This is a genomic window from Pseudoalteromonas phenolica (genome assembly GCF_044788725.1).
GTDB lineage: Bacteria > Pseudomonadota > Gammaproteobacteria > Enterobacterales > Alteromonadaceae > Pseudoalteromonas > Pseudoalteromonas phenolica_C.
This window is the reverse complement of sequence record NZ_CP173161.1, coordinates 2,296,760-2,318,937: the sequence shown is the minus strand read 5'-3', so window position 1 is coordinate 2,318,937 and position 22,178 is coordinate 2,296,760. Positions and strand designations below refer to the sequence as shown.

19 protein-coding genes and 1 pseudogene are annotated in these 22,178 nt (G+C 41.5%); 14 read left to right on the top strand and 6 right to left on the bottom strand.

Going from position 1 to position 22,178, the window contains the following annotated elements:
• Positions 1-83 precede the first annotated feature (83 nt).
• A complete protein-coding gene (locus ACH784_RS10570; RefSeq protein WP_404389999.1) occupies positions 84-1,604 on the top strand; it encodes an aldehyde dehydrogenase family protein in 1,521 nt (506 codons plus the stop codon).
• 95 nt (positions 1,605-1,699) lie between these two features.
• On the opposite strand, the gene ACH784_RS10565 is transcribed toward ACH784_RS10570, so the two are convergent.
• From ACH784_RS10565 to ACH784_RS10555, 3 genes are all read right to left on the bottom strand, one after another.
• Positions 1,700-2,614: a M14 family metallocarboxypeptidase gene (locus tag ACH784_RS10565; RefSeq protein ID WP_404389997.1), complete on the bottom strand. Its 915-nt coding sequence runs from the start codon at positions 2,612-2,614 to the stop codon at positions 1,700-1,702.
• A 102-nt stretch (positions 2,615-2,716) separates the two neighbouring features.
• Positions 2,717-3,124 carry a hypothetical protein gene (locus ACH784_RS10560; RefSeq protein WP_404389995.1) on the bottom strand — a complete coding sequence of 136 codons (408 nt, stop codon included), beginning with the start codon at positions 3,122-3,124 and terminating at the stop codon, positions 2,717-2,719.
• Between the two features lie 256 nt (positions 3,125-3,380).
• On the bottom strand, positions 3,381-4,235 hold the full coding sequence (locus tag ACH784_RS10555; RefSeq protein WP_404389993.1) for a hypothetical protein: 855 nt from the start codon (positions 4,233-4,235) through the stop codon (positions 3,381-3,383).
• 152 nt (positions 4,236-4,387) lie between these two features.
• Here ACH784_RS10555 and ACH784_RS10550 point away from each other — a divergent pair, with 152 nt between their 5' ends.
• Positions 4,388-4,780, top strand: a complete 393-nt coding sequence (locus ACH784_RS10550; RefSeq protein WP_404389991.1) for a hypothetical protein — start codon at positions 4,388-4,390, stop codon at positions 4,778-4,780.
• A gap of 4 nt (positions 4,781-4,784) precedes the next feature.
• On the opposite strand, the gene ACH784_RS10545 is transcribed toward ACH784_RS10550, so the two are convergent.
• Positions 4,785-5,795 carry a GlxA family transcriptional regulator gene (locus ACH784_RS10545; protein ID WP_404389989.1) on the bottom strand — a complete coding sequence of 337 codons (1,011 nt, stop codon included), beginning with the start codon at positions 5,793-5,795 and terminating at the stop codon, positions 4,785-4,787.
• Positions 5,796-5,908: 113 nt separating this feature from the next.
• On the opposite strand from ACH784_RS10545, the gene ACH784_RS10540 reads away from it, so the two are divergent.
• Positions 5,909-7,810, top strand: a complete 1,902-nt coding sequence (locus ACH784_RS10540) for a beta-ketoacyl synthase (protein ID WP_404389987.1) — start codon at positions 5,909-5,911, stop codon at positions 7,808-7,810.
• A gap of 160 nt (positions 7,811-7,970) precedes the next feature.
• Positions 7,971-9,172 (top strand): annotated as a pseudogene (locus ACH784_RS10535) (IS3 family transposase).
• Positions 9,173-9,259: 87 nt separating this feature from the next.
• Here ACH784_RS10535 and ACH784_RS10530 read toward each other — a convergent pair.
• On the bottom strand, positions 9,260-10,450 hold the full coding sequence (locus ACH784_RS10530) for a class I SAM-dependent methyltransferase (RefSeq protein WP_404389985.1): 1,191 nt from the start codon (positions 10,448-10,450) through the stop codon (positions 9,260-9,262).
• Positions 10,451-10,543: 93 nt separating this feature from the next.
• Between ACH784_RS10530 and ACH784_RS10525 the strand changes: the two genes are divergently transcribed.
• The 9 genes from ACH784_RS10525 to ACH784_RS10485 all read left to right on the top strand — a co-directional run bounded on the left by ACH784_RS10525 (position 10,544) and on the right by ACH784_RS10485 (position 19,761).
• The gene (locus ACH784_RS10525; protein ID WP_404389983.1) at positions 10,544-11,188 is read left to right on the top strand and encodes an HD domain-containing protein; all 645 of its coding nucleotides are present in this window, start codon (positions 10,544-10,546) and stop codon (positions 11,186-11,188) included.
• 233 nt (positions 11,189-11,421) lie between these two features.
• Positions 11,422-12,432 carry a LacI family DNA-binding transcriptional regulator gene (locus ACH784_RS10520; protein ID WP_404389981.1) on the top strand — a complete coding sequence of 337 codons (1,011 nt, stop codon included), beginning with the start codon at positions 11,422-11,424 and terminating at the stop codon, positions 12,430-12,432.
• A gap of 246 nt (positions 12,433-12,678) precedes the next feature.
• Positions 12,679-12,921, top strand: a complete 243-nt coding sequence (locus ACH784_RS10515; protein ID WP_404389979.1) for a YdcH family protein — start codon at positions 12,679-12,681, stop codon at positions 12,919-12,921.
• Between the two features lie 324 nt (positions 12,922-13,245).
• Positions 13,246-14,157: an N-acetylglucosamine kinase gene (nagK, locus tag ACH784_RS10510; RefSeq protein ID WP_404389977.1), complete on the top strand. Its 912-nt coding sequence runs from the start codon at positions 13,246-13,248 to the stop codon at positions 14,155-14,157.
• Complete coding sequence (gene nagA / locus ACH784_RS10505; protein ID WP_404389975.1) at positions 14,157-15,281, top strand: N-acetylglucosamine-6-phosphate deacetylase; 1,125 nt, start codon at positions 14,157-14,159, stop codon at positions 15,279-15,281. The genes nagK and nagA overlap by 1 nt, the downstream gene beginning before the upstream one ends.
• 65 nt (positions 15,282-15,346) lie before the next feature.
• Entirely contained in the window at positions 15,347-16,474 is a 1,128-nt protein-coding gene (nagX, locus tag ACH784_RS10500) for a transmembrane glucosamine N-acetyltransferase NagX (protein ID WP_404389973.1), read from the top strand.
• Positions 16,475-16,721: 247 nt separating this feature from the next.
• Positions 16,722-17,516: a glucosamine-6-phosphate deaminase gene (gene nagB, locus ACH784_RS10495; RefSeq protein WP_404389971.1), complete on the top strand. Its 795-nt coding sequence runs from the start codon at positions 16,722-16,724 to the stop codon at positions 17,514-17,516.
• A gap of 126 nt (positions 17,517-17,642) precedes the next feature.
• Positions 17,643-18,563, top strand: a complete 921-nt coding sequence (gene nudC / locus ACH784_RS10490) for an NAD(+) diphosphatase (RefSeq protein ID WP_404389969.1) — start codon at positions 17,643-17,645, stop codon at positions 18,561-18,563.
• 28 nt (positions 18,564-18,591) lie between these two features.
• Positions 18,592-19,761, top strand: coding sequence for a cystathionine beta-lyase (locus ACH784_RS10485; RefSeq protein ID WP_404389967.1), 1,170 nt, complete (start codon positions 18,592-18,594; stop codon positions 19,759-19,761).
• A gap of 516 nt (positions 19,762-20,277) precedes the next feature.
• Here the strand turns inward: ACH784_RS10485 and ACH784_RS10480 are convergent.
• Positions 20,278-21,492, bottom strand: coding sequence for a benzoate/H(+) symporter BenE family transporter (locus tag ACH784_RS10480; RefSeq protein WP_404389965.1), 1,215 nt, complete (start codon positions 21,490-21,492; stop codon positions 20,278-20,280).
• A gap of 105 nt (positions 21,493-21,597) precedes the next feature.
• On the opposite strand from ACH784_RS10480, the gene ACH784_RS10475 reads away from it, so the two are divergent.
• Positions 21,598-22,137 (top strand): helix-turn-helix domain-containing protein, encoded by a 540-nt coding sequence (locus ACH784_RS10475; RefSeq protein ID WP_404389963.1) that lies wholly within the window; start codon positions 21,598-21,600, stop codon positions 22,135-22,137.
• Positions 22,138-22,178: the final 41 nt, after the last annotated feature.

Genomic DNA, 22,178 nt, shown 5'->3' with positions numbered 1-22,178 from the left:
CGCTTAATGTCAATTCAATCGGCTCAAAAATAAACATATAACTGAAGTATGAGCCGGGCAACAAGTTGATAGAAGAGGACACTATGATTTATTCAAATCCGAATACCCAAGGCGCGGTAGTTAATTTTAAAGACAAGTACGACAATTACATTGGCGGTGAGTGGGTTGCACCGTTAGATGGCGAGTATTTTGAAAACAAAAGCCCAGTAAATGGAAAGGTGTTTTGCCAAGTGGCACGCTCTAAAGCGGCAGATATCGAGTTGGCACTTGATAAAGCACATCAAGCGAAAGAGGCGTGGGGCACAACCAGTGTCACTGAACGCAGCAATATTTTACTTAAAATTGCCCAGATCATTGAAGATAACAAAGAGTATTTAGCCGTTGCTGAAACTTGGGACAACGGTAAAGCGGTACGTGAAACACTTGCGGCTGATATTCCACTAGCAGCAGATCATTTTAGATATTTTGCTGGCTGTATTCGTGCGCAAGAGGGCAGTATTGGCGAAATTGATGAGCATACAGTGGCTTATCATTTCCACGAGCCGCTAGGAGTGGTGGGGCAAATTATTCCTTGGAACTTCCCACTATTAATGGCCGCTTGGAAGCTAGCCCCAGCTCTGGCTGCTGGTAACTGTGTGGTTTTAAAGCCTGCGGAGCAAACCCCAACCTCAATCATGTTATTGGTTGAATTGATCGGCGATTTATTACCTGCGGGTGCTTTAAACGTGGTGAATGGCTTTGGTAAAGAAGCAGGTGAAGCGTTAGCAACCAGCACACGAATTGCGAAAATTGCCTTTACGGGTTCAACACCGGTTGGTTCGCATATATTGAAATGCGCCGCTGATAATATCATTCCATCAACTGTTGAGCTTGGTGGTAAATCGCCGAATATCTTCTTCAATGATGTGCTCGATAAAGACGATGATTATCTAAGTAAGTGTATCGAAGGTGCGGTATTGGCTTATTTCAACCAAGGTGAAGTATGTACTTGCCCTTCGCGCTTATTTGTTCAAGAAGACATTTATGACGAGTTCATTGAGCGTGTGAAAGCGCGTACTGCGCAAATTAAGCGTGGTAATCCGCTCGATACTGAAACTATGGTGGGCGCGCAAGCTTCTCAGCAACAGTTCGATAAAATCTTAAGTTATATCGAAATAGGTAAGCAAGAAGGCGCAGAAGTGCTGTTTGGTGGTGAAGTAGAGCAGTTATCTGAAGAGTTTAATTCGGGTTATTACATTCAACCTACCTTGCTTAAAGGCAATAACTCAATGCGAGTTTTCCAAGAAGAGATTTTTGGTCCGGTTATTTCACTCTGTACGTTTAAAGATGAAGCTGAAGCATTAGAGCTGGCGAATAGCTCTGAATTTGGCTTAGGTGCGGGTGTTTGGACTCGAAACATGAATCGCGCTTATCATTTTGGTCGCAAGATTGAAGCAGGCCGTGTATGGACAAACTGCTACCATATGTATCCAGCGCATGCAGCATTTGGTGGTTATAAAAAGTCAGGTGTGGGTAGAGAGACGCACAAAAAAGCGTTAGACCATTATCAGCAAACTAAAAACTTATTAGTTAGCTACAGTGAAAGTCCACTCGGCTTTTTCTAAAGAGTTAGTTATCTAACCTGAGATTAGGTTATTTAAATATCACAATGCAAAGGGGCAAGTAGCGCAATGTTAAATTGCGCTACTTTTTTGGCTTACTAGTCTTCGATTGATTTTATGTAGTTTAAAGCACCAACGACAGAAGCTACTTGGCCTTGTACACAAATTTCATCGTTGGCAGATGGGCTGTCAGGGTAAACTTCGGTTGTCGTCACGTATTCAGCATTTGTCATGCCCATGCAAAGACCAAGTTTAGTGCCGTCATAATTAATCACACCAAATTGCTCAATCGGAACACCAATCAATCTGCCATCTTCATCAGCAGGGGCGATGTGGGTAACTTTTTCTACTTCTCTGATTATTGCAGTTTGGAACGAGTACTGTGGTTTTTGAGTATGTCCAACTAAGTAAAAGCCATCTGGAATATTCCAATTATCGTGGCTTACACCATCACGAGCCGCGAGTGCTGGTCGAAACTCTGAATTGTCGGTGTCAGTGGTTTCATGTAAATCGACATGACATAGTAAATCATCAAACTGAGAGACATAAGCCATTGCTTGTCTTGACTCAGCCGCTGGGCTGTCAGCATAAAATGAGCGGTTTGGATCAATCGCCTCTGGGTTCCAGCGGTTAATTGTTTCATAACCCCAAGGGCTAATACATGGAAGTACCACAAGGTTGAAGTCGGCTTGGTAATGTTTGCCCTGAGATTTAATGAACTCAATCGCACCGTGTACGCCACTGGTTTCATAACCATGCACACCACCAGTTACTAAAACCGTTGGCTTAGAGTCAGAAAAGTCACGTGACTTTATGGCATACAACTTATATTCGTTTTCACCGTAGTTAAGTTCGCCATATTGCTCAATGTCAAATTCATCAGCGAGCGCAAGTATTTTATTTTCTACTTCTTGCTGGTAACTACGCTTTATTTTTTGTGCTGCGAGCCACTGTTTTTTTTCTGCTTCTTGCCATGGCGTACCAGGTGTGCCAATTGGGTATGCGGTTGTCATAATCGTCCTCGGTGAAAGTTTTTTGCCATCCTAGTGATAAAGACACTATCAGTAAAGAGTTAAGCTACTATTCGTATACGTCTTGATGGCATCTTAAACACTTTATCCCGCTGAGTAGCCTAATTGCTTTAGCTGCGCTTTTTGTTGCGTGTTAAGTTTACAACTTAGAAGAAAAATACTTTTCTGCTCTAATTTGACATGCGTGAACGTACTGCAAAGGATTCTATGTACTTTAATTTGTTGAATAAACTCGATTGGTGCATATCTTTGAGCGCCAAAAAAAGTGTAGTAGCTTAATCCATTTGTACACCAAGAAGCTGTTCTTTTTCCAAGTAGGGTCTGTAATAGATTGAAAACAACAGCAAATACCACTAACAGTATTAAAGTCATTTCAATAGACTCTAACCAAGCTGTTAATTGAAAAACGCTGCTGATAGAAAGCATAAGTGCAATAATGCTTGCGGCTAAAAAGTAAAAGCCAAAATTGATTGAAGATTTTATTTCGTACATTTATTTACTCCTAAGTACCTTTTTTATGTGGCGAGCAAAGTAATGCAAGAAAGTGAATAAAATATGGAGCTCATACTAAAAGGTGAAATTATCCCAATCCTCTTTTTTAAGCTCACTATTATGAAGCGAGAAAACTTATCGATAGCAACGCACTCGGCGAGGTCGCTTCACCCATGCAGTCGTCAATAAGAAAGTTATAAATAAGCTAGCGTCAGCTTTAGTCCTCAATATGATTGGATAGTATTGAGAATTGGTATTAACCTTGAGTGGGCTTTATCTCTTGCCAAGTATCAACATTGGGGTTTAAAAAACCGCACTCTCTGTAAGCGCGCTCTATATAACCTGATTGCCTTAACTGTTTGAGCCCTTTTTGCAGTGCATCGAAAGTTTGCTTCCCTAATGGATGTTTTTTTGAAACGACGAAGTGACGGCTATCTTGTAATGCAATTTTGTAACCGTCGATAGCTTGTATATGATAATTTCGGCCTTGATAGCTAAAGGGAAGTGCACTTTTAAAAGGTGCCAACATGGCATCGACCCAACCATTACTTACCATTTTAGCCATAACTAGCCAGTCAGCTTCTATAACTAGGTTTTTCGGCTCTAATTCGGTCAGTGTTTTTACATCTGTGTGCCATGCTTCACTGGTTACAAAACTGAGCTCTGAGATACCTTGGGCCAGTTTCGGTTTCAATTCAGTAATGCGTTTCGGTGCGACGTATATACCTGCATAAAACTCTCCGTTGCGGATAACAGGTTCAGAGATGTACACATCACTCTCGTATTGAGATGCTTCATTAAGCCAAATAGAGTCAAAACTTATTAACAACAGCCCATGTTGAATAAGACGGATATTTCTCGCGTCATAGTCTCCTAGTACGAAATCGTATTGAAGTTCTAGCCCGCCAAGTTTTATGGCTTTTTGTACCAAGATAAACTCAACAACATCTCTTAAGCAATGAGGGTGCTTAAAGTGCTCAATGGTTTCAATACTTTCTTTACCTAATACTTGCTGTGCATAGTTATAGATATCGGTTTCGATTGAAATTGGAATTTTAGCTTTGCTACTAAACGCATAGAAAAAGCATAAAAACAAACATACCCATTTCATAAACATGATTCATTGGACTGTATTTGAGTTAAGTATCGTATAAGTTGAGATAAATTAAAGTGACAAGAGCAAACTAGTTCACTATCTTGTTAAGTTGATGTTATTAAAAACGTCGAAAATCGTGTTTATCGAGCACTGTAAAAGGGGACTTTATGAAATTCGAACAGTTACTTAATCATCTTGATTCTGGTGTGTGCGTTGATCAGTTGCAAACGGAATCTGTGGTAGATTTAGCTGTATTACTTATGTCAATTGATGGCGAAGTATGTGAAAAAGAGTTATCTGTTTTAAACCGGTGGATAGAGAAACTGTGTTGGAATAGTGAGATTGAAGCTGGTCTTTATATTTCAAATATGATCACCCATTGCAAAGAAGTGATTGCTAAGGGCGATACTGAGCATTTTATTCACCATAGAATGAAACACATTGTTGATGAACCCATAAAGGAGTTAGCACTAAGATTGACGACTCAACTTGTCAAAGCCGATGGTGTCGTCACTGAGTCAGAATCTAATGCACTAAAAGTGATTAAAGCTGAGCTTTAATTGTTTAGTGGTTTTGAGAAAACAATTTTTTACGCACGATTTTTCTATACTCACTCGGTGTTTGATTTAGCCTTTGCTTAAATACCCGAGTGAGTAAGCCCTGAGAGTTAAACCCCACCGATATCGCCACATCTTGAATTGATAAATTACTTGAAGCTAATAGTTCTTTGGCATTTTCTAGGCGAATCGTTTGCAGATAATGCGCGGCTGTTTGGTCTGTTGCTGCTTTAAAACGTCGGTTAAACGTCCGGTAACTTAAGTCAAATTGCTCCGCCACATCTGAAAGGGCAATCTCGGTGTGATAATTGTTTTTCAACCAAAATTGAATCGATGCGATTAATTCATCGGGGTGCGTATCCGCATCGCCTTCTAGAAAACGTTGTTCTTCGTAGGGCTTCCTGATTTCATGAGAAAAGTTTTGCTGTACGTGTTGTGCTGCGGCAACCCCATATAATTGCGAAATCAAATGCACAATCACATCAGCGAGGGCATTCAAACTGGCTACGGTATAAATACGCTCAGACTGGGTAATGAAGAAGTCAGGTTTCAAATCGACCGAAGGGTAATTGAGCTTAAATTGTTTCGCATAATGCCAGTGTGTTGTCGCAGGATGGCGTTCGAGTAAGCCTGACTCAGCCAAAAAACAGACCCCAGTGCCGACTCCAATGATGGTCGAACCTTGTTGCCAAGCTTGATTTAAAGCCGTTGCAAGTGATTGGTTTTTTCTAAGTACAGGTCTAGGGTTTCGCCAAATGCTCGGCACAATAATGTAATCTTGCTCTGACAAATAGCTAAATGCCTCGTCAGGCTGTATTTGTAACCCAAGCTCATTACTGATTGGCGAGGTATCATTTGCTAACCAAGTTATGCGTAACGGCTTAAAGTCATTTCCTAAGTGTCTTTTTGCAAATGCTTCACCTGCTCTGAGCATCTCTGCAGGTAGCGAAACACTGGTAAAGAGCATGCTTGAATAAATACAAAAGCCAATTTTTATCGGGTTTTCTGGTCTGACCATGATGATTTGGCGAAAAATAAATGATATTTGGCTATTTTTGCAAAATGTAATCTAAAGTTCAAACTAGAATCGAACATATCTAAGTTGTGTGAAAATTTTAAGAACGATTATTTATGACTGCATTACCAATTATTGTCGGCATGGGTGGCATTAACGCTGCTGGCCGTACATCTTTTCATCAGGGCTATCGCCGTATTGTTATAGATAAGCTAGATCAACAAGCACGCCAAGAAACTTTCTTAGGCCTTGCAACACTAATGAATTTAGTGCGTTTCGAAGACGGTCGACTAGTAACACACACAGGCGATGAAATTTCAGCTGAACAAGTCGAAGCGCAATTTGGTGAGCAAATTAAAGCGGGTACTTTGATCCGTAAAATAGAAAAAGAACATTTTGATTGTGATGCAACGCACTGGCAGCAAAAGCTAACTATTAATGCGAATGATGAGACGGGACTAAAGTTCACTTGTCGTAAGCGTGATTTACCAAACCCAGTGCCTGCCTCATGGCAAGTTGAAGAAGTAGACGCAAAAACAGTCAATGTGGTTGTGCCTGATTCTTTAGAAGTAAAACACGATAGCTATCGTGATAATCCAATCAAAGCGGCGGGTCAGTTACCAACTGGCTTTGATCCGGCATCGCTTTATAACAGTCGTTATCAACCTCGTGGTTTGCAGGCTACTATCTTTGCCGCAACTGATGCAATTCGTTCAACGGGTCTTGATTGGGACACCGTCATGAACAGTGTTGAACCAGACAAAATTGGTACTTATTCAGCATCAGTTGCTGGTCAAATGCAGCAAGAAGGCTTTGGTGGTTTGATCCGCTCTCGTCAACAAGGTGATCGCGTTAGTACAAAACAATTGGCATTGGGTTTAAATACCATGTCGACAGACTTTATTAATGCTTACGTGACAGGCAGTGTTGGTACGACGTTTACAACCTCAGGTGCATGTGCAACTTTCTTATATAACTTACGCGCTGCAGTAAATGATATTCAAGCTGGTCGCACACGTGTTGCGATTGTAGCGAGTGTAGAATGTGCGTTAACGCCTGAAGTGATTGAAGGTTTTGGCAATATGAGCGCACTGGCAAACGAAGAAGGTCTTCGTAAGCTCGATAATACTGAAAACGTTGACTACCGTCGCACAAGCCGTCCATTTGGTGAGAACTGTGGTTTCACAATTGGTGAAGGCGCGCAGGTTGCGATCCTTATGGATGATGCGCTTGCTCTAGAACTTGGCGCAGAAGTAATGGGCTCGGTAGTTGATGTGTTTGTTAATGCAGATGGTATCAAAAAGTCTATTACGGCACCTGGTCCTGGTAACTACATCACAATGGCTAAGTCAGTTGCATTAGCTGAGCAAATTGCTGGCACTGACGCGATTAAAGAGCGCAGCTTTATCTTAGCGCACGGCTCAAGTACACCGCAAAACCGTGTTACTGAATCGCTGATTTATCACAAAGTAGCAGAAGCGTTTTCAATCAATGGTTGGAAAGTAGTTGCGCCAAAGGCATACGTAGGGCACACCATTGCGCCTGCAAGTGGTGACCAACTTGCACTAGCGCTGGGTGTATTTAGTCACAACATCATGCCAGGTATTACAACGATTGATAAAGTGGCTGACGACGTACACGCGGAACATTTAGATATTCGCAATGAGCACTATGAATGTTCACCTATGGATGTGGCATTTATTAACTCAAAAGGCTTCGGTGGTAACAACGCAACAGCAACGGTATTTTCACCAAACTTTACCAATAAGCTTTTAGCGAAACGTTACTCTGAAGCGCAGTTAAATTCATACCAAGCAAAGTTAGAGCAAACTAAGCTGGCACAAGCTGATTACCAACAAGCCGCTGATAATGGCCAATATGAGCTTATTTATCGCTTTGGCAACGGTATGATTGATGAAAATGAATTGGTACTGAGCCAAGAAAGTTTATGCTTACCTGGCTTTGATAAAGCGGTATTACTGAGCACAAATAACCAATATGGTGACTTAAGCGAATAAGCTTTAGAAGAAAAGAATGTTAAGCAAACTTAGGCGCTCTGGGATGAGCGCCTTTTTTATATTTAAAACATAAAAAAGGCCACAAATGTGGCCTTAATAATTAGCCCTGTACCGTCCTAATTAAGGTTGACACTTTTCAAATTTAAATTTGGAGAATGTCATGACATCTATATCTAAGAGAACCCAAAGAGATTATTCGCTTGCCTTTAAATTATCAGTTGTTGATAAGGTAGAAAAAGGCGAATGCACTTACAAACAAGCACAAGACCATTATGGTATCCAAGGGGCTTCGACAGTTTTAGTTTGGCTTCGTAAGCATGGCCGTCTAGATTGGAGTAAAGGAACACCTAATCATATGAGAGAGGTCGGTTATATGTCAGAGCCCAAAGACTTAACGCCAGAACAAAAAATCTAAGCACTTGAGAAAGAGCTAGAGGATGCAAAACTCAAGGCACAGTTCTTCGAAACGATAGTTGATGTACTGGATAAAGATTTCGGAGTACGTATTACAAAAAAGCAACGCAACAAGTTATTGAAGAAAAAACCATAGCCAAGCTATCGGTGAGTAAAGCGTGTATGTATTTAGGTATTACTCGCCAAGCTTATTACAAGCGTTGTAAAGTGAATGCAAACAACGCTCTACTTGAGCAAAATGTTCTCTCATTTGTGAGGCTTGAGCGCATGACTCATCCTCGTATTGGCACGAGAAAGTTACAATACATGATGAAGCAATCTCAGATATCAATCGGAAGAGACCACTTATTTACTTTACTAAGGCTAAATCGATTATTAGTACCGAACAAACGTGCGTTCCATAAAACGACACATAGTTTTCATCGATTTTATAAACATCCTAACATCATAAAAGAAGGCATTGAGCTCACCCGTCCAGAGCAACTGTGGGTGGCAGATATTACCTATTTACCAACAAATGAGTGTGACGCCTATCTCAGCCTCGTGACAGATGCTTATTCAAGGAAAGTTGTTGGCTATCACTTAAGTGATGATTTAAAAACAAGCTCAGTAAAGCTGGCGTTCAAGCACGCTCTGACACATAGAAAGAGTACATCAACACTTATCCATCATTCAGATAGAGGTATTCAATATTGCTCTAATGAGTATCAACAGATACATGAAAAACATGGAGTAATCTGTTCAATGACTGATGGGTATGATTGCTACCAAAATGCCCTGGCTGAACGAGTAAACGGTATTCTTAAAAATGAATATTTAGTGATAAAGCCAAATAACCTGGCAGAGGCTAAGAAAATGGTGAAGCAGTCTGTTGAAATCTATAATCAGAAAAGGCCACACACAGCCTTAAAGTACAAAACGCCCGATGAAGTTCACCGAGCGTTTTAATATAAAAGTGTCAACCCATGCTAGGATGGGTCACCCAACTGGGTTGGGCTTTAAATTTTATTTACGTTATCAAGAGTTTAGGTTGCGTTAATAAACCTTACAAATAAGGCCTTTAAGGTAGAAACCTTCTGGATAGTTACCCGCAATCGGGTGATCCGCAGCTTGGTTCAAACGCTCCATAATCAATAACTCTTTACCTGCATCAAGGGCTGCGTCAGCAACAACTTTTTGGAACAGGTTTTGCTCCATTAAACCAGAACAAGAGAAAGTGAGTAATGTGCCGCCAGGCTTTAGGATTTGCATTGCGATCATATTAATATCTTTATAACCACGACATGCACCCGTTAGTTGTGCTTTGCTCTCAGCAAACTTAGGTGGGTCCATCACAATAGTATCGAATTGACGACCTTCCTCACGGTACTGGCGCAGCAACTTAAATACATCTTGTTTAACGAACTCTGCACGTGATAAATCAAGGTCGTTGTGCTCTACATTTCGCTTTGCAGTATCAAGGGCAGGTTGTGATACATCCACGTTAATGACGTTTTTACAGCCGCCACGTAGCGCATACAAACCAAAGGTGCCTGTGTAACAGAAGCAGTTTAAAACCTCTTTGTCTTTAGAAAAACGCTCTAGTGCTGCACGGCTATCACGTTGGTCCAGATAAAAACCGGTTTTGTGGCCGTTTAAAATATCAACTTCAAGCTTTAAGCCATTTTCTGTAATAACAACAGGCTCAGTCGGCGCATCACCCCAAAGTGCCCCCGTGGTTTTTTCTAGGCCTTCTTTTTTACGAACGTCTACGTCAGAGCGCTCATAAATGTGGCAATCAGGAAAAAGCTCACGAAGTGCTTGTACTATGTCACCTTTGTGACGCTCTGCACCCGCACTTAATAACTGACAAACAATATAATTATCGAATTTATCAATGGTGATACCAGGTAAGCCATCAGACTCGGCTGCGCTTAAGCGAAAACCGGTTAAGCCGCCTTCTTCAATGACTTGACTGCGGGCATCAAAGGCACGCGTTAAACGACGTAAGAAAAAATCTTTGTCGATGCTTTCAGATTCATCAAAGCTCCATATACGAGCTCTAATTTGAGAGTCAGGACTATATGCAGCAGTAGCTAAAAATTTACCTTCGTTAGAGTAAATTTTAACGGTATCACCCAGAGCAGGTTTACCTTTTACTTTTTTGATGGCTTTGGAGAATATCCAAGGATGTTTACGTTTTAATGATTTTTCTCTACCAGGCTGCAAGTACACTGCACAAGACATGAATTTTTCCTAACTTAATTGTATGCTGGGCATTTTAGTTAAGCGTTTACAAACATACAATGTTGATCAGCGAATTATCCGGAGAGTAGGGCATTGAATAACGATAAATTAGCGTCTTTAGAACAAAATTGTCGCGAATTTGTACAAGCATTACCCATAGCCGATGCAGGACATGACCTAGCGCATGTGCAAAGGGTTGTCACGGCGGCAAAGCTGTTAGCTGAAAAAGAGCAGGCAGATTTGCAAGTTGTGGTTGCTTCAGCATGGCTTCATGACTGTGTGGCAGTCGCGAAAAATAGCCCATTAAGGAGTCAAGCTTCAAAATTGGCTGCTGACAAAGCCATCGATTATTTAACAAGTATCGACTTTCCAAGTGAAAAGTTGTCTGCTGTGCATCACGCCATAGTTGCGCACAGCTATAGTGCGAATGTGGAAGCCGAAACACTGGAAGCTAAAATTGTTCAAGATGCCGATAGGCTTGATAGCTTAGGGGCAATCGGTGTTGCACGCTGTTTTACCGTTGGCGGTGCGATGCATCGTAGTGTCTACAAGGTTGACGATCCCTTCTGTGAAAATCGAGAACCAGATGATTATTCATATACCGTTGACCATTTCTATAACAAACTCTTTAAATTACCTGAAGTTATGCACACGTATGCAGGAAAACAGGAAGCAGAAGCTAGGGTGTTGTTTATGAAAGAGTTTATGGAAAGGTTAGGGCAAGAAATAGGCAGCTAAAAATAGTCAATTGAAAAATTTTATTGCGCATGTCTGACACCGGTGTCATAATGTCGGCGTTTTATCATTTTGTTGTCAAAACGTGTTGGCTGCCCATGTATGTGGGCAGCATTTTTTTAAAACAAATGATAACCCATTAATCAAAGAATTCTAGATTGATATTTCTTTCGTTCAGGATGAATTGCAGTAGAGGTTGAAGTGCTTACTCCCTCGAATGTAGAGCGGGAAACCAGATGAAGAAAGTAACAATAAATAGTGTTGCAGAATACGCCGGTGTATCGAAAAAAACCGTTTCACGCGTATTGAATAATGAGCCCAATGTAAGCCCAGCAACACGTGAAAAAGTACTAAAAGTTTTCAAAGAACTTGATTACACACCGAATCCTATCGCCAGAGGCCTTGCTCGCAATCGCAGCTTTATCATTGGCTGTTTGTACGATAACCCCAGTAAAAGTTATATCACACGTGTTCAAAGTGGTGCTCTAGAAGCATGTCATAAACACAACTACAACTTGCTTATACACCCATGCGAACTGCGTGGCGAAGCGCTCATTGAAAACATCGAACACCTACTAACAACGTCTCGTCTAGATGGTCTAGTACTCACACCACCATTTTCTGATTCGCAAGAATTAATCGAATTTCTAAAAAAGAAAAACATTAACTACGCACGCGTTGCCTCAGCGATTGAAGATGACACGTCGATTTCAGTTAGAAGTAACGATGAGCAAGGTGCTTTCGAAATCACAGAGCATTTAATTTCTCTAGGCCATAGCCGAATCGCATTTATTAAAGGTCACCCAGATCACAGTGCCACAGAGCAGCGTTTTTCGGGGTATCAGAAAGCACTTGCAGAACATAATATTGCATACGATGCAGAGCTGGTGGCTGAAGGTAACTTTAGTTATCACTCAGGTGCTGATAGCGCAAAAGAGATTTTAGATTTACAACCAAGACCGAGCGCGGTGTTTGCATCGAATGATTACATGGCAGCCGCGGTGTTAAAGTTGGCGACACAATCAAAGCTGAATGTACCGGAAGATATCTCAATAGCGGGTTTTGATAACGCACCGATAGCCCGTCATATTTGGCCTGGGTTAACAACCATTGCGCAGCCTGTAGAAGAGATGACGCGACAAGCTGTTGAGCAGTTGATACTTCAGATAAGCGACCCTGATGTAGAAAAAACGCAGATCACATTAGAAGCTAAGCTTATTGTGCGAGAATCGACAGCTAAGCTATAAACCTTTTTCAATTTCTTTACTTGCCCAAGCCTAGCGGTTCGCTGTTAGGCTTTTTTCTTTTTTAAGCTGTTTTCATAGCTACAAATTAAATCAAAAACTCTGTTTTAAGCCCCTTATAAAACCGTTTTATAAATGTGTATTAAAGCTTGTGCTAGATCAACATTCACTATGGCTGTAGGCGTACTATGAAGTTGAGCCAAGCATCAGGTTTGTTTGGAAAAAAGACAACTTAAACAGGACTTCATTATGATTATTGATCGCCACAGCTTAGCTAAAGAGTTACCTGAATTTAAAGATAAAATCCACGAACTAAAAATGAATGATCGTCATTTTGCTCGCTTGTTTGATGACTATCATGACCTTGATCATGAAGTGATCCGCATTGAAGAAGGGGTCGAAAATACGTCGGATGAATATTTAGAATCATTAAAAAAACAGCGTCTTCATTTAAAAGACCAACTTTATTCAATCCTTAAAAGTGCATCTTAAAAATTTCGTAAGACTAAAAAGGAGTAGAGATCTACTCCTTTTTTGTTTATTCAAGCATGATAAACAGCTCATACCAGTTTAATATATCTATAAAAATTAATGCGTTAAAGTTTGTTGAAAAAACCAATATAGCATTAGACTTTCGTTTCGGTGACAAAAAGAATCTTTTGTGCAATATTAGAAATTATCAATTTCGAACATTTTTCTGAAAAATTTAATGACAACGCTGTCATTTTGTGTGTAACATTAAATCAACATGAAAAAATGCTCTGCCAAGAAATAGAAAACTATTTGAGCAATACGTTACAGATCAGGGGTCGCTAAATGATTGCTAAACAGGTTGAACAAGACCAGTTATATATTGGGATAGATGGTGGTGGCACAAAGTGTCGTGCAACAATCTATTCAGCAAAAGATGGAGTGTTAGGAACTGGTTTAGGTGGTCCTGCAAACCCATTACATGGTCTTGAACGTACTTTAGAGTCAATCATGGTATCAACCCAACTGGCACTACAAGATGCCGGCCTTCGCGTTGAGCAGGTGCATGACATTGTTGCAGGTCTTGGTTTAGCGGGTGTGAATATTCCAGGTCTTTATGACAAAATCATGCAATGGGACCATCCATTTAAAGAAATGTATCTGACAACTGACTTACATACAGCGTGTATTGGTGCACATGATGGCGATGATGGTGCAGTGATTATCACAGGTACTGGCTCGTGTGGTTTCGCAATAGTAAATGGCGAAACAGTTAACTACGGCGGTCACGGTTTTGCGCAAGGTGATATGGGCAGTGGTGCTTGGATGGGCTTAGAGGCTGTAAAAGCAGCGCTTGTTGATCTAGATGGTTTAGGCCCTAAAACGGTTTTATCAGAAACCCTTAAACAACATTTCCATGTCACAACTGCCATGGGGATAGCCGAGCAAATGGCGGGGCAACCTTCAAGCGGTTATGCAAAACTTGCACGCCATGTATTTGCAGCTGCAGAGCAAAATGATGAAGTTGCACTCGAGATCGTTAAGCAAGGTGCTGAATATATCAGCAAGCTTGCTAAAAGATTATTAGAAATTAATCCACCGCGTTTATCTATGATCGGTGGCTTAGCTGAGCCATTAAATAAATGGTTAGACGCTGACATAGCTAAGCTTGTTCAGCAACCAAAACAGCCTCCAGAAATTGGTGCCATCTATTTTGCGATGGAAAGTGCTCAGCAAGAAATTAAAAAGGTGAATTAATGAGCCTGCAATTATACAAAGCCAAAAAACTTTTTGATGGTGAACAATTTCATCATGACGTTGTTTTTGCGGTCGACAATGGCAAAGTGAGTTATCAAGTTTCGGCTGAAAACGCTGAAGTAATCAACCTTGATGGACTAGTAGTACCCGGCTATATCGATGTACAAGTAAACGGCGGTGGTGGTGCATTTTATAATGCTGAGCAAACCACAGCCTGTCTTGAAAAAATGGTGTCTGCGCACGCGCAATTTGGCTCAACAGCACTTATGCCTACGCTGATCACAGATAAAATTGAAGTGATGCAAGCGGCAGCAGATGCGATGGCCGCTGCAATTGAAAGCAAGCAAGCTGGTGTAGTGGGTATTCATTTTGAAGGTCCGCATTTATCGCATCCGAAAAAGGGCACGCACAGTGAGCAGTTTATTCGACCAATCACTGAGCAAGAGTTTGAAATCTATGCTCGCAAAGACTTGGGCATCAAAATGGTGACATTAGCGCCAGAAACTGTGCCTCTAGCTGATATCGAGCGATTAATTAGCCTTGGTGTTAAAGTAAGCATCGGCCACTCAAATGCAGATTTTGAAACAGCTAACACTGCGCTTAAAGCAGGTGCAGATGGTTTCACGCACTTATTCAACGCCATGTCGGCGTTTACTTCACGAGAGCCGGGTGTGGTTGGAGCAGCATTGTGGGATGATAACAGCTGGTGTGGTTTAATTGTTGATGGTCATCATGTTCACAATACATCAGCTAAATTAGCTATTCGCTCAAAACAGCGTGGTAAAATCATGTTAGTGACAGATGCGATGCCGCCAGTTGGTACAGACGATACTGAATTTGCCTTCTTCGATGGTCGTAAAGTCATTCGCACTGGCGATCGCTTAAATTCAACAACCGGTGAACTTGCTGGCAGTGTATTGGATATGGCAAGCGCAGTGCGAAATACCGTTGATTGGTTAGATGTAAGTCTACCCGAAGCGCTTCGTATGGCATCGCTGTATCCGGCGCAATATTTAGGCTTAAACAGCAAAGGTCATCTGAGAGAAGGTGCAGATGCCGACTTTGTTCATCTTGATGAAAATTTATATGCGCAGGCAACCTATATTGCCGGCATTCAGAATTAATTTTCCCTGAGGAAAAAACCCCGCTGCAGTTTAGCGGGGCTTTTTTATTTGTACTGGAATAAAATATGACAGCAAAAACACAAAAAAAACGATTAGCATCTTTAGATGCACTCCGAGGCATGGATATGTTTTGGATTTTAGGCGGACAAGGTATTTTTGCCGCTTTGTTTGTTTTAACAGGCTGGCAGGGATGGAAAGCGTTTGAAGCACACACAGTGCATAGCCCATGGCACGGCTTTACTTTTTACGACTTAATATTCCCGTTATTTATCTTTTTATCTGGTGTTGCTATGGGCCTGGCACCCAAGCGTATCGATCACCTTCCTTTTAACGAAAGACGCCCGTTATACAACAAAGCACTCAAGCGATTGTTTTTACTTATGGCATTTGGTGTTTTGTATAACCATGGCTGGGGTACAGGTGCACCATTTGCTTTTGAAGAAGTGCGTTATGCCAGTGTCTTAGGACGTATCGCTATCGCTTGGTTTTTTTGTGCTTTATTGGTGTGGCACTTTAGCCTACGTGTTTTAGCTTACTCTGGCGCTGGTATTTTAATTTTCTACTGGGTACTTCTTTGCTTTATTCCTGTGCCAGGTGGTGTAGCGGGTGATCTATCTGCGGTAGGTAGTTGGAATGCATGGTTCGATAAACACCTTTTACCAGGCATTTCATATCAAAACCGTGTGGTTGACCCTGAAGGTATTTTGTCGAGTTTACCAGCGATTGTGAATGCGATTGCAGGCGTATTTGCAGGACAACTTATCGCTAAAGCCAATGAACGCGGCGAATGGAAAACCTGTGGTATGTTATTCGGTGCAGGTATTGTAAGTTTAGTGCTTGGTTGGACATGGGACTTACACTTCCCAGTTAACAAAGAACTATGGACCAGTTCATTTGTGTTAGTAACTGTTGGTTGGAGTGCAATATTACTTGCAGTTTTCTACGCTGCAGTCGACATTTTAAATGGTCAAAAGCTGGCTTATCCGTTTGTCATTATTGGCGCGAACTCAATCATTATCTACCTAGCGTCATCTTTGGTTGATTGGGGATATATTAGCCGTAGTGTGTTCGGTGGTGTGGTAAATGCAGCGCCAAGTGAATGGCAGCCTGTATTGGCGGTCACAGCGCTGATGGCGGTGCAAATGTTAGTGCTACACTGGATGTATCGTCGTAAGATTTTTGTCAGTGTTTAATTTTAAACGCTGAATATCTACTTATGCAAAAGGCTCATTAATATGAGCCTTTTTGTTATAAAAAATCCCAAGTTTTTTTTCACTTTTACTTTACAAGCGCTCAATTAATGATAATAATGACAGCGTTGTCATAATGGTACAGCCTAATAAGATTATCCCGATTAGGTTTGATCTGGCGCTTATTTTGATTGCACGCGAAGTAAGCCCAGATCCCATTTTTTCTTTTCTTCTACAACGAGCCAAAACCATGCAAATAGTAATCTTAAACGACGCCAATGAAGTTGCAGCTTATGGCGCAGATATCTTTACAAAACAACTACAAAAGAAAGCAGAGTCTGTGTTAGGTTTAGCGACCGGTTCAACACCAGTAGCGCTTTACCAAGAACTAATTCGTCGTAATGAAGCAGGTGAAATTAGCTTTAAAGACGCGACAACATTTAACTTAGACGAATATTTAGGTCTAGATGGTTCACACCCACAAAGCTACCGTTATTTTATGAACGAGCAGTTGTTCAACCATGTAGACATCGACAAAGATAAAACTCATGTACCACCGGGTGATGCGAAAAACCCAATCACTGCGTGTCAGGAATACGAAGGCCATATTGCCGCTGCTGGTGGTATTGATGTTCAACTATTGGGCATTGGTCGTAACGGTCACATTGGCTTCAACGAGCCATCTTCAGGCTTAACGTCACGTACACGCGTTAAAACATTAACCAAAGCAACCATTGATGATAATGCGCGTTTCTTCAAAGAAGACGAATACCAACCACATTTATCTATCACTATGGGTATCGGCACTATTCTTGATGCTAAAAAAGTGGTGCTACTTGCGACTGGTGAGAACAAAGCCGAAGCGGTTCATGCAATGATTGAAGGCCCGTTAACAGCAGCTTGCCCTGCATCTGCATTACAAATGCACCGTGACGCGGTTATCGTGATTGATAAAGCTGCAGCAAGCAAGTTAAAAGATATTGAGTTTTATCAGCACATCGAAGCTGAAAACCAAAAGCTTCAGGCCTATTTAGCCTCTTTGTAGTTAATACACGCAACTACATGTTTTAAAAGCCCGTAAGGGCTTTTTTTTTGCAAATTTTACGGCTTATTTATTTAGGTTGAACCTTGTGTGTGTTAGCTTAGGCTCAAATCACGCAAAGGAGTGAATATGCTTCATTACACGCAGATGAGTTTAGACAGAGCGTCGCAGCAACGCAAAGACAGCAACTGGCTAAACACACAAAAAACGACCAATAGCCGATGGCTTTTAATTCACCAAGATAAAAACTTATTTAGCGCTGATTTACAAAAGCTTCAGCTATTACTTTGGCCGTCAGTCGCACACTTAAATACCGATGATGCCGTGTATATTGGTCATCAAGACGAATTACATTACTTTGTGTTAGATGTGTCGAATATAGATCCAGATGAAGTGAGTGATTTATCAGCGGGTGGCACATTTGAAGATATGCGCAAAGTTGGGCCAAAACTGAATGGCTTTGAAGCGTCTATTGGCGTACTAGCAAGGGGCATGTGCTATTGGCATAAAACGCATGTTTTTTGTGGCCGTTGTGGCACAGCAAATAAGCCTTATGAAGGCGGTCATACACGTCGTTGTCAAAATAGTGAGTGTCGGCATATTACATTCCCGCGAACTGATCCGGCGGTGATCATGTTAGTGACCCATACTTTTGATGATGGCATAGAGCGCTGCTTGATGGGCCGTCAGGAAAGCTGGCCAGAAGGCGTGTATTCAACGCTGGCAGGTTTTGTTGATCCTGGAGAATCACTAGAACAAGCGGTATTGCGTGAAGTAGAAGAAGAGTCGGGCATTATTGCAGAAGATGCGCAGTATATCGCATCACAGCCATGGCCTTTTCCGTCGTCATTAATGCTGGGCTTTATAGCTAAAGCGAAAACCACAGAGATCTCTGTGGAACAAGATGAATTGCAAGATGCTAAGTGGTTCTCAAGAGCTGAATTAAATACATTCGCAGAGTGGGGCGATGATACGCCTGGGTTTAAACTTACCCGAAGAGATTCAATTTCACGTTATTTAGTTGAATATTGGCGCGCACTTGGCGAATAAAACAAGTTAAAAATACCAAGGTTTAACAATGAAAAAGAACACAAAGATTGTCAGTGCTGGCAGAAAAAAACAATATACCCAAGGGGTCGTAAACCCAGTTGTACAGCGTGCTTCAACGGTCGTATTTGATACCGTAGAAGAAATGCAAACTGCCATCAAAGAGCGTGCTGATCGTACCTTATTTTATGGTCGTCGTGGTACAAACACCCACTATGCGCTACAAGATGCCATTACCGAACTTGAAAATGGTGCAGGGTGTGCGCTTTATCCATCGGGCGCTGCTGCCATCAGTCAATCTTTATTGTCTTTTTTGAAGTCAGGTGACCATTTATTAATGGTTGATAACGCATACGAGCCGACACGTGATCTATGCGATAAGATTTTAGCCGGCCTCGGGATCACGACTACGTATTATGATCCGACAATTGGTGCTGGCATCGAAGCCCTTATACAAGAAAATACCAAAGTGATTTTCTTGGAATCGCCGGGTTCAATCACCATGGAAATTCAAGATGTGCCTGCACTTGTTGAGGTTGCGAAAAAGCATAACATCATCACAATGCTAGATAATACCTATGGAAATGGTTGGCATTTTAGACCATTGGACTTTGGCGTTGATGTCAGTATTCAAGCGGCAACTAAATACATTGTTGGTCACTCAGACGTGATGATGGGCGTTGCGGTTGCAAATGAAGCCCATTGGCCGACATTGCGTGAGCATTCTTATTTGTTAGGTCAATGTACGTCTGCTGATGATGCTTACTTAGCATTACGCGGTCTTCGTACTATGCCAGTGCGTTTAGCCCAGCACGAAAAAGCGGCGATACAAGTCGCACAGTGGTTGTCTGAACATGAATTAGTTGACCATGTTCGCCACCCAGCATTTGAAACTTGCCCGGGACATGAGTTCTTTAAGCGCGATTTTGATGGCAGCAACGGTTTGTTCTCGTTTGTCATGAAAGAAGGCAACCTAAAATCAATCAATGCATTTTTAGATGCATTGCATCATTTTAAAATGGGTTTCTCATGGGGTGGCTACGAAAGTCTAGTTACAGCTAATAAAACCATGGTGAAGCTGCGTTCAACAACAGGGTGGGAGCACGGTCCGATTATTCGCCTGCATATAGGCCTAGAAGATGTTGAAGACCTAATCGCAGATTTAGAGCAAGCACTGCAGGTGTATAAAGAGAATTTGTAATGCTCGCGTTGGGTAAACAAACGCCTCCAACGAACCCTAACTTGTAGGCGCGATTTTATATCGCGCAATTTCAAAACAAATGCGTCGGGTAAACCAACGCCTACAATAGCTTAACAGCTGATTTTAGAATTTACGCATAATGTTGAGAAGCACCTGTAGGCGCGATTTTACATCGCGCAATTTCAAAACAAATGCGTCGGGTAAACCAACGCCTACAAGAGCTTAACAGCTGATTTTAGAATTTACGCTTAATGTTGAGAAATACTTGTAGGCGCGATTTTATATCGCGCAATTTCAAAACAATTGCGTCGGGTAAACCAACGCTTGCAAGAGCTGAACAGTTGATTTTAGAATTTACGCATAATGTTGAGAAGTACTTGTAGGCGCGATTTTACATTGCGCAATATCAAAACAAATGTGCGGGGTAAACCCACACCTACAAGTGCCGAACAGCTGATTTTAGAATTTACACATAATGTTGAGAAGCACCTGTAGGCGCGATTTTACATCGCGCTTTTACAAACACCTCTTGTCTGGGATTGGGTTATCTGAAGATAACTTGGGTTTTAAGCGCTTTTTTTGTAACTGCAAATAAATTAACCCAACTATGAGTCCTAACATAATTGAATTAATGCCAAATAAACTGACGCCTGAAAAGCTAATTAATAAAGTGAGCAAAGCCGCATCACGACTTTTGGGTTCAGAAAACGCATTTTGCAGGCAGAGTAATAGGGTGCCGAGTAACGCAAAGCCTGCGAGTATTGCAGTAATACTCTTTGGTAGTGCCAAAAATAAAGCAACCACGCTACTAGCACACAGCCCCGCAATTAAGTAAAACACACCCGCATAGATTGCCGCTTTATAGCGTTGATACTTAGAGCTATCGACATCTTCATTCATACACACGGCTGCAGAAATGGCCGCCAAGTTTAATGAAAACCCACCAAATGGTGCGGTAAGAAAATTCAATGCGCCAGTCGTCATTAAAGCTGGTTTTATTGGCGCTTTATAACCATAGGTTTGCAATAAAGTAAGACCAGGTAAATTCTGAGAAAGCATGGTGACCAAATACAAAGGAATGGCTAAATTAAGCATGATGGTTAAGTTAGCAGCATCAAATGCAGGGAGCATGAATTCAAATGCACTGAACGAAAGAGAAAACTCGGTTTGGGCAAATGCGCCTGTAAAAAAGGCTAAAAATAAACTGACACCAAGCAAAACCAACATGGCGAATTTGGGCAGCCACAATTTAGCGAAGCAGAAACTGCAAAACAGCAGTGCAAAATAGCTAGGCTCTACTTCAGCCACTTGAAATGAAGACAAACAAAAGGGCAATAAAATGGCGGCGAGCATAGCACTTGCGAGCGATGAAGGAATGTTTTCGACTGCTTTACAAAGCGGCTTTATAAACCCAGTTAATATCGTAGCAATACCAACTAGCATAAATGCGCTAATAGCAATATGCATATCATACTGAGCCCCAACACCTACCAATAAGGCTGCACTTGGCGTTGACCAAGCTGTGAGAATAGGCGTTTTAAACCACCACGATAAACCTATTGAGCTTAAACCCATAATTAATCCGAGCGTCAACAGCCAGCTTTCAACTTGCGTTTCAGTTGCGCCTAAAACAGTAGCTGCTTGTATAACGATTATTGCAGCACTTGCATAACCTATTAAAACGGCTGTAAATCCCGCTGATAAGTGGCTCATATTCACAGATTTAAGCATACTTGCACCTTTATTGTTGAGTGTTAATATTGAGTTGTGCGCTAAAGCGCACAAAATAAACAGTAGCATCGTGCGCTATAGCGCACAAGTTTTAAGCAGGCTTTTATGTCAGAGCAAATATTTAAAAGTAAAATTGCAAAGCGCCTCAAAACATTGCGTAAAGAAAAAGGCCTGAGCTTAGACGCCACAGCCAAGCTCACAAACGTATCAAAAGCCATGTTGGGCCAAATAGAGCGTGAAGAATCTAGCCCGACCATTGCCGTACTTTGGAAAATAGCCAGTGGATTAAACGCGTCATTCTCGTCATTTTTTTCAAATCAAAATGAAGCCGATATGGCACAGCGCACTTTTCCAAATGACGAGAATATGCAAGTGAAAACCCTCTTTGCATTTAGCCAAGACAGCGCCATGGAAATGTTCGAGATAACCCTGACTAATCATCATAAACAGTTATCATCAGCACACAGTACGGGTGTGATTGAGCACATTGTTGTGCGCTCGGGCTGTTTATCTGTGTTTTATGATGATACTTGGCATAATTTTGAGGCAGGGCAAACATGTCGCTTTTTGAGCGACCAACCACATGGTTATCAAGCTGTTTCAGAAAGCTGCGTGTTCGAAAATATCATTTGTTATCCAAAGTAACAGCGATTACATTTGAAAAGTTAAGTAAAAGGATTAAAGCC

What these genes read in the sequence shown, in the direction of transcription:
- ACH784_RS10545 (WP_404389989.1), bottom strand. Translation starts at nt 5,795, where the DNA reads ATGGTCAGACCAGAAAACCCGATAAAAATTGGCTTTTGTATTTATTCA.
- ACH784_RS10560 (WP_404389995.1), bottom strand. Translation starts at nt 3,124, where the DNA reads ATGTACGAAATAAAATCTTCAATCAATTTTGGCTTTTACTTTTTAGCC.
- ACH784_RS10555 (WP_404389993.1), bottom strand. Translation starts at nt 4,235, where the DNA reads ATGAAATGGGTATGTTTGTTTTTATGCTTTTTCTATGCGTTTAGTAGC.
- nagK (WP_404389977.1), top strand. Translation starts at nt 13,246, where the DNA reads ATGATTGCTAAACAGGTTGAACAAGACCAGTTATATATTGGGATAGAT.
- ACH784_RS10570 (WP_404389999.1), top strand. Translation starts at nt 84, where the DNA reads ATGATTTATTCAAATCCGAATACCCAAGGCGCGGTAGTTAATTTTAAA.
- ACH784_RS10475 (WP_404389963.1), top strand. Translation starts at nt 21,598, where the DNA reads ATGTCAGAGCAAATATTTAAAAGTAAAATTGCAAAGCGCCTCAAAACA.
- ACH784_RS10520 (WP_404389981.1), top strand. Translation starts at nt 11,422, where the DNA reads ATGAAGAAAGTAACAATAAATAGTGTTGCAGAATACGCCGGTGTATCG.
- ACH784_RS10565 (WP_404389997.1), bottom strand. Translation starts at nt 2,614, where the DNA reads ATGACAACCGCATACCCAATTGGCACACCTGGTACGCCATGGCAAGAA.
- ACH784_RS10530 (WP_404389985.1), bottom strand. Translation starts at nt 10,450, where the DNA reads ATGTCTTGTGCAGTGTACTTGCAGCCTGGTAGAGAAAAATCATTAAAA.
- ACH784_RS10485 (WP_404389967.1), top strand. Translation starts at nt 18,592, where the DNA reads ATGAAAAAGAACACAAAGATTGTCAGTGCTGGCAGAAAAAAACAATAT.
- ACH784_RS10540 (WP_404389987.1), top strand. Translation starts at nt 5,909, where the DNA reads ATGACTGCATTACCAATTATTGTCGGCATGGGTGGCATTAACGCTGCT.
- nagA (WP_404389975.1), top strand. Translation starts at nt 14,157, where the DNA reads ATGAGCCTGCAATTATACAAAGCCAAAAAACTTTTTGATGGTGAACAA.
- nagB (WP_404389971.1), top strand. Translation starts at nt 16,722, where the DNA reads ATGCAAATAGTAATCTTAAACGACGCCAATGAAGTTGCAGCTTATGGC.
- ACH784_RS10480 (WP_404389965.1), bottom strand. Translation starts at nt 21,492, where the DNA reads ATGCTTAAATCTGTGAATATGAGCCACTTATCAGCGGGATTTACAGCC.
- ACH784_RS10515 (WP_404389979.1), top strand. Translation starts at nt 12,679, where the DNA reads ATGATTATTGATCGCCACAGCTTAGCTAAAGAGTTACCTGAATTTAAA.
- nagX (WP_404389973.1), top strand. Translation starts at nt 15,347, where the DNA reads ATGACAGCAAAAACACAAAAAAAACGATTAGCATCTTTAGATGCACTC.
- ACH784_RS10550 (WP_404389991.1), top strand. Translation starts at nt 4,388, where the DNA reads ATGAAATTCGAACAGTTACTTAATCATCTTGATTCTGGTGTGTGCGTT.
- nudC (WP_404389969.1), top strand. Translation starts at nt 17,643, where the DNA reads ATGCTTCATTACACGCAGATGAGTTTAGACAGAGCGTCGCAGCAACGC.